Raw genomic sequence first — 13,956 nt, forward strand, 5'->3', positions numbered from 1 at the left:
ACGGGAAATGCCCGGTCGCTACACAACTTAAGCCATCATTGAACCTGCCTCAGACTTTCCCTTGAGCGCAGGTTTGATCGAACCCTCCGTTGTCCTGAAGATGTTGAATTTCGATGGGCTTTCCGCTGGCGACAGTGATGCTCATGACGTTCGAGTGTGCGCCATAGAAAGTATTTTTCCTGATCGTGGACTTGTACTGAAGTCCCTTCCCGGTCACTGTCTTGGGCGACTCGTAGTAGAACTCCAGAGGAAGACTGGGTGTGAATTGGTTGATAGGGCTGGACATCAGTTCGTGGATTACGGTCTTGTTTCCTGCGCTATCAGATATTTCCATGTCGGCGCAGTATGAGGAGTGTATGTCGCCAGTCAGGAACACAACATCGCTAATGCCATTCTTCAGAATGTGTTCCAGGATTTTTTCTCGTTGAGCCTGAAAGGCCGGATCACACCATTTGTCCTGCTCCGGGTTCTTCACCGCTCCCACGAAGTGCACTCTGGTAACAATGAACTTGGTGTTGTTCTTGTACTGATTCATCCAGGCGAGCAGGCTTTTAAGTTGCTTGTCGTCGATCATCTGCTGCAGCCCGGATATACGCGAAGTGCGTGTATCCAGCGCGAAGAACTGAACGATGCCATAGCTGACAGCGTAGTAGTACTGATCGGGGGTGCCCAGTGTGACCGGGTTGTGCGAATGTTGGAATTCCCAATAGGCTTTAAGCGCTATGCTCGGTAAGGTACTCCCGACTCCCCCGTAACCATTTTCGTAATTATTAATGATCTCGTGGTCATCCAAAATCATGTAATGCGGCAACTCGGTCAGTACTTTCTTGGCCGGGATACAGTCATCCCAAGCGTCCAAATATTTGTCCCGGTAGTGTTCCAGACTGGCCTCAGGCTTGAGTGGAATATCGGCATATATCTGGTCGCCGGCGTGGATCATGAAGCGCGCGCCTGGTTTTTTGCCGCGACTCTGGAGATAGTTGTCCAAGACTGGTCTGGTCGCTCCAGGATGCCGAGTGGGTGCAGGTTGCCGGAACCGAGCAAAAAGGTGAGCGGCTGGTTGTTGGTTTTCGGGAACGTATTGAATCTGCCTGTGGTATAGGCTTCCCTCACATGCGCATCCGCCGGGTCTTGGCGTTTTTTTCCAAAGGAAACCTTGACCGTGTAATCAGTGTCGGTAGCCAATGCTTTGAACTCACGAACAGCGGTAAAGAACTTGGACTCTTGGGTGATTAGAGGGAGTTCAGCCAAGCTCTTGTTGTTGGCAGGATTGATTAACTGAACGAAAGCCACCGGCCATCGAGCTGACGCTCTGATCCACATCTTGGCGGAAGTGTCCGTTGTGTACCCCAGAATAGGTCTTGGCATTCGAATTTACCTTTTGTAGGCGGTCCCTAGGCTTGCCAAGTCGCTACCGTCTAGCCTGATAGGCGCTGAGGATGCTACGAATCGAACAGCTTGTTCTGGTGAGCAAATGGTTTCGTTACATTGTCAAAAGCGCGCGTGAGTGGATTGTAGATTCCCAATTGGACTGTGCCAGTTTTCAACGAAATGTCCTGATTAATGTCCACTGTTGGCCGCTGGGGGCATGTAACGATAGCAGCGAGCACCTTGCCTTTCCGTTCGACGCGTGTGGGGTGTTCATATATCCGATTCTCTAGAACCGATGCTTGATTACGGCAAACCAGTAATGAAACGGATCTACTATGTGGCCATTTTCATCCAGTGACAGTGTCTTCATTGTTACCGAGTCCAAGACATTCGCCCCAATGACGTCTATCTCACCGTCCCGCTTGGCAACCACTAGGTCTGAATGGCTCGAGTAGGAAGACGTTCTGTCGTAGTAGGTTGCAGCTTTTTTTGCCGTTATTCCTTCGCCTCTCGCATAGGCGACCAGATCACCCACTTCGGGGGAAAAGCCTTTCTCTCCAGCGCGGTAGCCCCAAAATGGAGAGGCGCTGTCATTTTCTTTACGCGCGGCGACGAACTTTCGAATGAAGGTGGAGTGGCTTTGCGAGAAGGGAAACTGGTCCTTCTTAAATCCTCCCATTGACATGAAAGCGCACATTCCGACGGCCGACCAAAAGTAGTCGTCATTCTGGATAGCCCAATGAGTCGGATTGCCGCCACCAATGGAGCAATAGCTGTCAATTACATACTGAGCGAAATCGTATTCATCATCCGTGTGTCCAATTTTCTTTTGGCCTTGAGAGACATTCCAGGTTGAGTTTCCCCAGTGATCCCACTCCTTTATCGCAGCAGCGACAATAGATTGGACGGTGACAGACATGGCGTTGCCCTCTAATTGAGCGAAGGATTAGTCAGGAGGCTTACTGGCAGCAATGACACCACTGCGCTGCTCAGTAGCTACAACGGTAGTCCAGAATTCAGATAAAGCAGCGAGGTGCCTACGCACTAGGTGCTTAGGTTGAATCCAAACAAGTTTTTGTTTAACTCCAGTGACTGAGTACGACCCGGTCAGTACAGGCAAAAACCAGCCAGGAGCAACAGCTTATTTGTGAGGTTAAAAAACTGGCAAATAGCCAGCCTTGGATCTACTTTGAATGATGGGTGGCTCTGAAACTTTAGGAAAACCAATCCTCCTAGAGAGCAAATCCTTCGCTTTGGAAGATACTCTGGGTATCAAAGTCATCTCACTCGGGATCTGTTCAGCAGTCGCTAGCCAATCTCGCCTGGTCTGCAACCTCAGGAGATCTGCCGTCACAACTGGCGATTAACTTTAAGCAGCGGCGCACGCCAGCTCCGGTGTCGAGACACCAGTCCTTCGACAATCTCGCCATCGTAGCAGCTGAAATCAGCCTCTGGTTTCCAACTAGCAAAGGGTGCGGTTTCGTAGTGATGGCCTCGTTGCAGGGGCTAGGCTCGCAACTGTTTTATGGACTCTCTGGTGAACGGGCATACGATGGAAAACGATTGCGTTGATGGTGCTCAGAGCGGGAGCGCGAAAAACGATGCGTTAGCGGAGAATCAGTATCAGGCAGAGCGAGATCGCATTCTCTTTCGCAGGCAACAATTAAAGATCGATCTGGGTATAGCGGAAGCTCGCGATACACCAAGCTCGATATGGGGGCTTGCCTTGTCTGGCGGTGGCATCCGCAGCGCTACCTTTGGCCTGGGCGTTCTGCAGGCTATGGCCAGAGCGAAGGTGCCCGAAATTCGTACAAAAAAAGCGGGTGAAGGCACCGCTGAATATCTGCTTCCGCATTTTGACTACCTCTCTACGGTCAGTGGCGGAGGGTACATCGGTGCCTTCTATTGCAGCCTGTTTCAAGGTGGGCGGTTACGGCCGTATCTTGGTCCCCCAGGTCATACCAACGACTCTATCCAGAAACCCAGCGCAAAACCCTCTGAAACGGTAGTTCAGGCTGCTGCGGTGAATGCATTCGAGGTCTTGCGGTTCGAGCCGCCAGGAAGAATCCATAGCAGTGTGCGGTATGACCATACGGGCGGCCGAGATGTAGGCGATGCCCCAACTGCTTGGTTACGTGAGAACGGACGTTATCTAACCCCATCGGGATCGGGCGACCTGTTCTATGGAATCGCATTGGCAGTACGCAACTGGCTGTCTGTTCACTTCGTTATTGGCATGCCAATTCTATTCGTACTGGCCGTGTTGAATGTTTTGCTGATGGCTATCAGAATCTATCTGCCTGAAACAATCGGAGGTTTGCAATTACCCGAACTAGTAATGACGCTTTGGCTGCTGCCTGTGTTGATGCTCCTGTTATGGGTGATGCCCTTGGGGCTTGCCTTCTGGTTGTTTTACTCGACGAAAAGCGTGGAAACGGATTTGTGCCGAGTTGCCAATTGGGCTTTCGGTATTTGTGCGTTTGTAGTGCTTATTTTAGGTGTCGTGGTATGGGGACTTCGCGATTCCTTACCCCCCAATCTATTGCGGACATTCGTCCTGGCAATACCCGTAATGATAGTGGCCATGATGTTTGGTTCGAGGGTGTCTCAGCGGCCCGCCATTGGGCGCAGGACCGTGCGCGCTTTTAGGATCAATGTCACAAAAAGTCTGGCTACATCAATTAACTGGATGTTAGGTGTAGGCTTTCTGGTAGCCGCATTTGAGTCTTCGCGTGCGCTTTACCAATGGTTTGTTTCCACGTCACCCTGGCTATCATTGACTCCTACTGCTGTTTTGGCTGGCATTGTCTGGCTCACTCGGACGGTTCCCCGATTGTTCGGTGAGCGCTCGGAAAGAACGTCGTTGTTAAATCTTCCTCTGCCCTATCTGGCGATGTTTCTCGGTACAGCGATGCTTGGCTTGACCGTCTTGTCTTGGGGTATTCTGTTGCACTGGATGCTGGCAGTCGAATGCTGTTGGATATGCTCTGCAGCTGATCTAAGGGGGGCCTTGATTCTGCTTGGTGCGGTGGCACCACTTGTCGTCCTCACCGGTGTTTTCATCGGCTTCCTCAATCTTTCCTCCTTACAGGCTTTGTATTCAGCACGTCTCACTCGCGCTTACCTGGGAGCCTCCAATGGTTTCCGTTTCGAGTGGTCAGAGAACTTGAAAGAGCGCGAAGAAAAACTAAGCGTCAGCGAAGCTTTACCGGGAGATGACTTGTCGCTGGAGGACTATTTCGGCCGTGATTCTTTGGCACCGCTGCACTTGATCAATGTCACAGTGAATCTCACCGCCGACATGACTGGGCAACTCGTTCAACGCGACCGCAAAGGGTTGCCGTTGTGTATTGCCCCCGGTTCCTACAGTCAAGCCGCGCCAGACGCTAAAAATTCGTTCTCCTACAGTTTCATCATGGACGGAGTTCCCCGTAGTCGTGAAAAGAAAACCGGGAAGTTCAGTGAAGTCGACCAACCTTTGACGCTCGGCCACTGGATCGCCACATCGGGAGCGGCATTCTCTACCGGACTAGGGCGGACAACATCGCTGGGCACCTCCCTAGTATGTGGTCTCGCCAACGTCAGGCTTGGAACCTGGTGGCCAGCCAACTTTATGGATGGTGACAAGCCTGAAGATCAAAAAAATACCCCGAGGGACCCCTTGCTCGCGAGGTATTTACCTACCCCGTACTACCTGTTCAAAGAGTTTACTGCAAAATTTCATGGCCTCCGTGGCGACTATCAGTATCTTTCTGACGGCGGACACTTTGAGAACACGGGTGTTTATGAGCTACTTCGACCAGGGAGGTGCCTGGATCTGATAGTGCTCTGCGATTGCGGGGCTGACCCTGAGTATCGCTTCGAAGACCTGGCTAATCTGATCAGGTTAGCTCGACTGGACCTCAAGCTCGAAATTGAAGCTGACACAGGCTATCTTCAAGAAGACAGCCCGTTCCGATCGTTAAAAAATGTTCTCGGTGTTTATGAGGAATTTCTTACTGGTACCGTAAATGAACAAGTGAGAAAAGGCTCAAAATTGGCAGATGACCAGTGCGGCCTGCTTTTCAACGTATTCAATCGCGATGTGGATTCCGGCCCACGGAGACTGGTCAGTGTATTGTTGGTTATCAAACCAAACATGATCACCCGTTTGAGTGACGATGTTCAGTTTTATTCCGTCACTCACCCTTCGTTTCCGAATGAGCCAACAATTGATCAGTTTTTCAATGAGTCTCAGTTTGAAAGCTATCGACAACTGGGGCTGAACACTGGGCAGCTTCTTTTCGGTTCGGGACGTCCGCAAATAAGAGGAAGCGATGATGAGATGCAGGAAAGTTATGATGCGACTCTTTGGGCTTATCTTGACGAACGGTTTAAAAAAATTGGCAAGAACATCAATCACTAATTCAGAGAGGCATGCTGCTTTTATTGTTCGATTGCCGGTTAGGGATGAAGTTCTCATGAGGGGTCGTTCCGACACGTCATACCGGGAGTTGTGGCGCTGTGAACGAACGGTACCGAACTGTTTGGAGGGCGATATGAAGTAATAGACGTCCGGGCTTTCGCAGGACTGGAACACGCCGACCTTGGGGCCAATGTAATGGGGGGCATCGGAAGAGAACGTGTGGTTTCGCTTGACCTCTACGCACGAGTGCGACCCCCGTGCCACGCGTTACATAGATGGCGTTGTATTTCCACTCGAACAGATTGTTCGCCTCGAGTGCTGTCCGCGTCCAATCACAGCCTTACTCAGCGATCGCCATTGCCGCAATGGCAGCGGCGGGTACCACGTGCTTGTGCTCGGCTTCAATCGCGAGTGCGGATATCAACTTGATGTATTGAGTTTTCTCTGCTGCGGTGGGGTATCTTGGCTGAGGGTCAAAATAGTCTCAAGGTAGGGCAGAGGCGGTACCAGCAACTAGGCCCAGCACGAGAACAAAATAGTTGGCTGCAGGCGTCTGAACATACAGAGTTCAGGCAAATTGCTATCAGGGAAAAGGAATTGCAGTCGTCCAGAGCTGGGCATCAATCCATCGCCGGTGCTATACCCAATGCACCGTCTTCTGCTTACCGTTCATAGAACCTCATCAACGTGGCGCGCACGTAGCTGGAGGGCTCAGAGATGCCTATTACTCGACGTGGAGCACTCATTGGCAGTATGGATATTCCATTGTCCGGTGCTGTGGTTCAGAAACTCCTGAAAGGGGGGAAGTGGAGCGAAACAGCGGATGACAATCTTGTTGGGGAAGTGATCTCGGCAGACGTGGTCAAAGAGTTGGTGCACGCATACCGCGATAACCCTAACGACCGGACAGCACAGGTGGGGTTGGGCCTGCTCGCGTTAACTCTGGGGGTTGCGGAGTGGGGCGTGAGCAAGGGGGAGGACGAGCTCCCGGAGGATCCTGCTGGCACAAAATGGAAAAGCGACACAGGCCCGGACTCCGGAAAGCACCTGATGAGTTACGGCATTGGCGGCGTGGGTGTGTGCCACGCCGATGTCGGCGATCTGTTCGACTTTATTCGATTTACTGCAAAATTGGATATCGTACCCTCAGAGCATAAAGAGGCCCTGCTTCGCCTGGCCGACCCCACAATCTATAAAAAAACAGGTACTTACGACCAGCTACGCGCAGCGGGATTGAGTCGGCACAAGGCAGCTGGACGGGCACGACATTGCCGGACCGCATAGCTGCCGTGGTCCAACGCCTTGCAGATAAACACTTTCCGCTCGATCAAGACCAGTCGTTAGGCTTGCTACGCATACTCGACGCGCTGATTGATCTTGGCGACCGGAGAAGTGCTGCTTTGGAGCAAAGCGAAGCGTTTAGGGAGGTTCGCAAAGTGTGCTGACTCGCGACGTTTCTCAGCTGTCTTTTACCAAGCCGGGTGGCGTCGCAATGTGATAAAAGCGTGTTCGCAGAGCACGCGTTTCGGAACATCAGGGCCTTGTATAGATCTGCTCTAAAATCCGGAAACGCGCGAGCCCGTTTTTGGCGCTCGAGAATGGCCGGAACATTGATGATCAGATGAAACTCTCCTGCCTAGTACCCGAATTACTGTTTCGGGTTCCGTCGTTTTAAAGAATCCAGTGATACCACAACCTTAATCAGCCTCTGGGAAAGGCGGGATTTGCTGGCCCTGCGGATCGGCCGCGGCGTCCCAGCTCCACCATCCTGTGGGAGTGTACTTGGCATCGTACTGCACCGTTTTCGTGGCCTTACTCTGAAGATATTCGAAGGTGCTCATGCCGAAAACTTCCAACGGAAAGTCGTTTTTTTGGTCAAGCAACCAAAAATCAGGCTTGGAAACGAATTCATCGGCGTCGAAGCGTAGTGGCTTTTCAAACTCACGGCCTTGTTCGCTCAGCATTGTTTCAATGGTCGCTTCGTAGCTGGAATCCAACGGAATCCAGCGCTCACTGACGTGCATCAGCCCCAGCTCTAAAACATCTGCTTGGGACACATGATCGCCTGCCCGAACATTCAACTGAGCAACGGCTATGACCCTTCCACCCGCTCGCCAGACGGAGAGTTCGCGCGCAAAACTCTTTGCCACGTACTCTTGGCGGTTTTGCGAGAGGTACATTATCGGCATGCCGAAGGGTGCAGAGAGCGGCAGTCTGGATAGCTGCTGGTGCTTGGCTTCGTCATAGTGCGCTAATGGTGCCACCACGACTAAACGGTAACCCAGCTTGATTGCCCTGTTGACCTTCTCAGTATTGCTGTGCTCGGCGGGGGAGCCCTTGATGGCGGATGTCAGTAAGACCTGATTGAGGCGTATCCGGTTACTGGTGATACGGCTAGCTGTGACCTGGATACGCCAAGCTACTCTTGCAGCATCGCGCCGGTTTTCAAACCAGGGGAACCAGGTATTCAGACCCGACTCGGTCCAGAGTAGATGCAGCAAGCCCAATATTTTGATAGCCGGTTGTTTATCCCCCGGCGCTCTGGGAGGCACTGGGGATGCAGACGTCGTTTCTTTTGTTTCTTGTTGAACGCGCAAGCCTCGAGCCAACTTGATTCGTAGATCATCCCCATCAACCTCAACGACCACGCCAGACTCGTAACACTGTCTCCCAGAACGTTCAGGGGATTGTGCGTGAAAGCGGCAAGTGTGGCGGTGCTGCGGACCAGTATTGCCGTAGCGGGCGAGATGAAACTGATCGGCCCTCGCCTTAATTGCGAGCTTCCGTTCTCCATCGGTACCGCATAGGCAGACCGCGTGTTCCTTTCCATAAACGGACTCAAGTACAGAGCGCCATCCTTCACCTTTCTGGAATTCGGCAGAGTACTCACGCCCTTTGATCCTGAGGCTGTAAATTTCATCCATCACACGGGCCCTTAATCAGTCAGCAGATTTATGGCGACGATAAAATGGATGCCGGGAATATTCGAGTTTATTTTTCAGTCTGTTGGACGCCTGCGAACGCGGATGAGCGCCGGTCAAGGGAAGCTCTTGTGCCGTTAAACGAAAAATAGCCAGACCAGCGCTGACTGGTTGGCGCAATCTCAAAAAATGTGATTAGCAGAAAATTCAATCGCAAGGAGCAGAATTTTTTAGTTTGCCATGCGTTTAAGGATGCCATTGGACGTCGGCGCGGATTCAGAGCCCCCTGGCAACGGGGGCAACGGGGGCAACGGGGGCAACGGGGATCGTCAGTTTTTTCGCTCCATCAGCGCAAGGCCCGAGAGCGCCAGACCATCATTTTTTCGACCTGCATATCCTTCATGGTATGAGGAATGCCACCCACCCCATACCCGGACAGGCTCGCCCCAGCGAACGGCATCCAGTCGACGCGGAAGGTGGTGCTTTCGTTGATCATCACCGCCGTGGCGTTCAGCTCCTGATAGCACTGCATGGCGGTGTCCAGGTCCTGGGTAAAGACGGCGGCCTGGAAGGCGTAGGGCAGGGCATTGGCAAGCTGGATTCTGATGCATCGGTACAACTGGATTCGACCGCACCAGTTCAACGATGGGCTGCCCCCGGCTCAGGCCGAGAAAAAACTTAACGTCGTGTCCGGGATTAGTTGACCACTACAGTTCTGACCTTTTCGAGTCCGTGTTCGGAGAAAAGCATGCGCTGTCTGTGGTCGGTGTGGGCAGCTTGCCCTTTGGAATCACCCTCGAAATCGAAGCAATATTCGAGATTGCGTGAACTCCCATGCTCAAGCCCCGAGCACAAGCTTTAGGCCTAGCCAGGCTTGGGATGCAGCCTCCAATAACTACGCAAGTCTGGGCGACAACAACTCAACTTTGAGAAATGGTTAGCCCCAGAGCCAGATGGGCGCTTAAAAAGCCCTCGCTGTTCAGTGTAAACCTGGAGATGTCGTCTACATAGGAAGCTTTCACGAAAATTCGCTGACGATTTGCCATTCCAATCGTGATGATTTTGCTCGCGACGCCAATTGAGTCATTCGCAGTAGAGTTACTCGAAGGTATGAAAGATCTCCGTGTACCTGTTTTATGGGGTTGGTAGGGCATGCATACCTACCCTTTGTGTAATAGTGGTATCGACAGCAGCCGGTCATTTCAAGGAAGTCACAATGAGCAAAACAACCAATGAGTTACCTCCGTTAGAAGGCTTTGATCCTCGCGTAATCTATGGAAATGGGGTTGGAATCGAATCGGCAGAATTATTTGTCGGGGTGAGCCCGGATACTGTTGTGGGAAGAGTCGCTGCCTGTGCGTTTATCGCATTCAGGAAACAATCCGGAGAGCTTACCTTCCAAGGTGTGACTGTGGTTGCTCCGCCGAAAAATTCGGGCTTGTGGAACAAAACAGATGACGAGATTCTTGCACTCGTTACAGAAGGCATCAGAGCGCTTTCGGGTGTTGAACTAGAAGCGTCTGAGGTTGAGTTAGTTAGGCAGCGCCTAATTATCTTCCGCAGCGACAGCTTGAATGCTGCGGAGGTTATCCAGGAGATGGGTAGACAAGAGAAGCGTCTGATCATCGTCCCGCACGCTGACGTGTACCGTGATACGGAGGCTGTTGAACCACGATATGAAGGTAAGGGGTCTGCGAAACTTCCCGCAGATCAGTGGGTCCCTCATTTGGTCACCTGGGCTGACAGGTACCTGCAGACAATCAAGGATACTGGGAACTACCTTCTCCTAGTCACTGAGCAGTCGTCCATCATAGGCAAGCGACATCAGGACGACTTGGCAGCTGTAGATGGCCTATATCCGGTTTACTTCGGTCAATCGCGGACGGACCTAGAAGCGGTCTTTACGCAAAGCATACCCAAATGGGTAGCATTGGCTGCCGCGAACCGGGCTGACGAAGCGCTCCGTGAAATCGAGAATCTGGATATAGATGATCCAGGATTCAAGCATCAAATGAAAATTCAGACGCTCGCCAGAACCTCTCGTCATGATGAAACCTTGGCTGCTTTACGTCTCTATGCTGAAAGCGGCTTGGAGATTCCAAGAAAAATTTCAGCCAGTTTTGGACGCATCGCTGCGCGCTCAGGAGACAGGGAATTAGCGCGTGATCTCATCAACAGTGGTCTCGATGTGGTAGTGGATCAAACACTGCTGGAGGTGCTACTAATCGAGGTTGGCAAACTCGGTGACGACGACTTGGAATCGAGGGTCTATCAGAGACTGAAAGCGCTGTTTCCGGAGTCGCTTTCCTTGATTTCATATCGAGAGCATTTACTGATTCGTCTAAGCACATCCCCGGACGACCCTACAGTTCTCGCGTCACTTGCATGCGTGGAACTCTCTGAGTTTGAATCAGAAATCTTGCGTCTACTAAGCGCAGAATCAGTTCATGATCTCGACGCTTTTATCTCCTCTATCGCCGATCAGTCGGCTAGAGACCGTGATTTGGCTTTTCTTTGCTGCGCAGCGTACGCGTCCAAGTGGCTCACTGCATGGGACGCAATCAATTTTGCGATTCGCGTTTCCAATCCGGGCCCACTGGACGAGCGAGCTTGTTGGTTGGTAATCGGCTCAATTAGGCAGATTCTCCTGCGCAAGAATCCGCAGGAGCGCGTCAATGACCTTGAAGAGCCGCTGTCTTATGTTCGGCGATTTATCGCGAAGCACCCGGCGCAGCCAGGCATTCGGGAAGCGTTTGTGCATCTGTTCTCTGTAGATTCGAGCGCGAGCCTTGGTTTGCCATTGGTTATTGCGCAAGCATTGACGTTGATTCAGAAGACTCTTCCGCTTGAGCTTGGGGATACACCAGTTCCTCTGGCAACGGTAGACGCGTTGGATGAATTTCTGGCACGTGCCGATGTCTGGCTTGTGGAAAGGGGGTCATTGGACGTTAGCCATACCTTGATTCCGGCAGAGGTCGTATCGGGAAATGCAGAAGAGCTGTTGAACAGCTTGGCACTCAGTGTCGAGAGGATGTCGAACATAGCCGACACTGACGTCCTAGAAGACGCAGAACATCTATCGTTCATTGCTTGTGCCTTGGCGCGTCATGTTCCGGAGACCGAAGCCGACATTGACGCCTTGCGAACGGTTTCCTCATGCTTTGCCTCTTCTGGACAGACACAACGTGCCCGGGATCGAGCCGAGCAGATACTGGAACTCGCGGGGGCTTCCGAATCCAGGCAACGTGCTGCTTGGGTTGCCTTTTCAGACATCTACCAACGTTCGCACAACTCGGTGGTTGCTCTGGTGGGGATTGCTCTTGCATTCGAGTTTCCAGTGAAGCGGACCCCCGAGCAGTTATGGTGGGAGATCTACGTACTCTTCAGAGCGCTAAGGGATGCAGGAATGTACCCAGTCGCATTGAGCCTGCTCGACAACCTGAGAGCGCTGGCTCCGCTACTGAGCGAGCCGGATGGAAATCTTGAAAGAATTAAGACCATGGAGCTCAATCTGCGAGTCATGTATCGCCGCCCCTATGATCGAGAGACACTTATCCAGTTAGTTTCAGAGGCAGAGGAACATTGCCGATCCATGCTGCAGGATAACCTCCAAACGGAGGTCGTACCCGCGATAGCCGCGTTAGCGCAGTCGATCTCTTTACTGGAGCATCACGGTGGAACTCCAAGCGTTGAGGCGTGCCTGCTTTTGAAAGATGCATTGGCGGGGTTGGATTCGCAGCGATCGCAATACATTGCGGCACTGACAACAAGTAAGCCGTCCATTGGCGAGACTTTGCTTCTTAACAGAAATGCAGCCTCAACGCGCAATGCTGACGATATCCCTCGCGACTTAAAGGCCGCTGAGCTTTCGGTCAGGCGTCTATTGAGGGAGGCAAATGGGGAGTTACCGTCGGACATGGCGGCTGTCGCTATCGAAATGTTGGCCGATCACGGGTTGGATTCATTGGAAGGTGCTCGTGACCTAGATAGTGAATGGCCGCTGGAGTATGCGCAGCAGATTGTCCCCGATGATGGTGCAGTGCTGATGTTGGCACTTGATACTGATGGGATGCTGGCGGCGCTCACGGTCGACAAAGACGGTGCGGTTTTGTCTCGACAGGGGGCTATTGAGACTCCTTTCAAAGAGGCGCTGGATAAGTGGAGTGAGCAATACCCTCAGAAATACGGGTACATCGATCGAGATCACGGAAGCAATGAGTTTTACCTCACCATGGGCGACCTGCCCGTACCGCTGCCTGACTGCCGACGGCTCGTTGTAATTGCTGAGCCGGCGCTACAGCAGGTTCCGATGAATTTGGCGCTGATCAACAATGAGTTTGCTGGTCGTAGCTGTGCTATTGGCTATGTTCCGTCGTTGACGTGGCTTGAGGCCGTTCAGAGACAGCCAAAGAACAACGATCCGCGACGAGTCACCTGGATTTCCGGAGCAACGGGACAAGGGAAAGAGGTACTTGGGCAAATCTTCACTCGGACTGAGGAAACGCTTCAAGCGCACGGGTTCGAGATCGATAGATCGCATAGCCTGCCTGCGAGCCTCAAAGGCGCGAAAATGGCTGTAGTTGCCGCGCATGGTGATGTTTCCTCTGATGGAAAGTATTTCCATAGAGTTTCGGATGAGGGAACGTTGATTATTTCCCCGACGAAGTTAGCTCGTGCCCTAGAAGGTACGGAGCTGGCAATTGTTTTCATCTGTAATGGAGGACGAACTGATAGGCATCCGCTGGACAACACGGCGGTAGGACTACCTAAGTATCTGTTGTCTGCCGGATGTCGGACAGTGATCGCCTCTCCTTGGCCCCTGTCTGCGCTTCCAACCGGACCGTGGCTGGAGTCATTTTTGCGAGGCTGGGATGCTGGTCTTTCGGCGATGGATGCCACCTTCGAAGCAAACCATGCGGTTGACCGAATCTACGGATCAGTACCCCAGTACTCATGGGCTATGACCGTTCATGGAGATGTCTCGTTGAAGAAGGAGTGATCTTGATCATGGTTCTCACCCTTTGAGAAGGTGACATGCCCCCTCCGCTTATTTAGGAGGGGGCTGGTTCAAGCATTGGCTAATGGTTCACCGAAACGTCGGAATCCTGTTTTCTGCGGGCATGCCAATGCCGATGGACAACTAGACCTGCGTTGCATTCCTAATGCGTCTGCAAAAACTTCTGGCGTGGCGGCCATATCCCCCTGGCTAACAGCACACCGCGCATTTCAGAAATTAGCCCTAGCGGACAGCTCCCGATA

The 13,956-nt window shown here is 52.3% G+C and carries 8 protein-coding genes; 3 read left to right on the forward strand and 5 right to left on the reverse strand.

Annotated elements, in window-relative coordinates; genetic code table 11:
* Positions 1-49: 49 nt before the first annotated feature.
* From AC3WJW_RS13775 to AC3WJW_RS13785, 3 genes are all read right to left on the reverse strand, one after another.
* The gene (locus AC3WJW_RS13775) at positions 50-988 is read right to left on the reverse strand and encodes an alkaline phosphatase D family protein (RefSeq protein ID WP_493726368.1); all 939 of its coding nucleotides are present in this window, start codon (positions 986-988) and stop codon (positions 50-52) included.
* The gene (locus AC3WJW_RS13780; protein WP_493726369.1) at positions 937-1,368 is read right to left on the reverse strand and encodes a hypothetical protein; all 432 of its coding nucleotides are present in this window, start codon (positions 1,366-1,368) and stop codon (positions 937-939) included. Before AC3WJW_RS13780 ends, AC3WJW_RS13775 begins: the two co-directional genes overlap by 52 nt.
* A gap of 289 nt (positions 1,369-1,657) precedes the next feature.
* The gene (locus tag AC3WJW_RS13785) at positions 1,658-2,290 is read right to left on the reverse strand and encodes a DUF2272 domain-containing protein (protein ID WP_493726370.1); all 633 of its coding nucleotides are present in this window, start codon (positions 2,288-2,290) and stop codon (positions 1,658-1,660) included.
* A gap of 618 nt (positions 2,291-2,908) precedes the next feature.
* On the opposite strand from AC3WJW_RS13785, the gene AC3WJW_RS13790 reads away from it, so the two are divergent.
* Together AC3WJW_RS13790 and AC3WJW_RS13795 are read left to right on the forward strand one after the other, a co-directional pair.
* Entirely contained in the window at positions 2,909-5,776 is a 2,868-nt protein-coding gene (locus AC3WJW_RS13790) for a patatin-like phospholipase family protein (RefSeq protein ID WP_493726371.1), read from the forward strand.
* 753 nt (positions 5,777-6,529) lie between these two features.
* Complete coding sequence (locus tag AC3WJW_RS13795) at positions 6,530-7,060, forward strand: hypothetical protein (protein ID WP_493726372.1); 531 nt, start codon at positions 6,530-6,532, stop codon at positions 7,058-7,060.
* Between the two features lie 413 nt (positions 7,061-7,473).
* Here the strand turns inward: AC3WJW_RS13795 and AC3WJW_RS13800 are convergent, their stop codons facing one another.
* Positions 7,474-8,700: a DUF1173 family protein gene (locus tag AC3WJW_RS13800; protein WP_493726373.1), complete on the reverse strand. Its 1,227-nt coding sequence runs from the start codon at positions 8,698-8,700 to the stop codon at positions 7,474-7,476.
* Between the two features lie 343 nt (positions 8,701-9,043).
* Complete coding sequence (locus AC3WJW_RS13805) at positions 9,044-9,340, reverse strand: aldehyde dehydrogenase family protein (protein ID WP_493726374.1); 297 nt, start codon at positions 9,338-9,340, stop codon at positions 9,044-9,046.
* 573 nt (positions 9,341-9,913) lie between these two features.
* Here AC3WJW_RS13805 and AC3WJW_RS13810 point away from each other — a divergent pair.
* The gene (locus tag AC3WJW_RS13810) at positions 9,914-13,696 is read left to right on the forward strand and encodes a CHAT domain-containing protein (protein WP_493726375.1); all 3,783 of its coding nucleotides are present in this window, start codon (positions 9,914-9,916) and stop codon (positions 13,694-13,696) included.
* The last annotated feature ends 260 nt before the right edge of the window (positions 13,697-13,956 follow it).

It is taken from the genome of Pseudomonas sp. GW821-FHT07G06 (assembly GCF_058986625.1).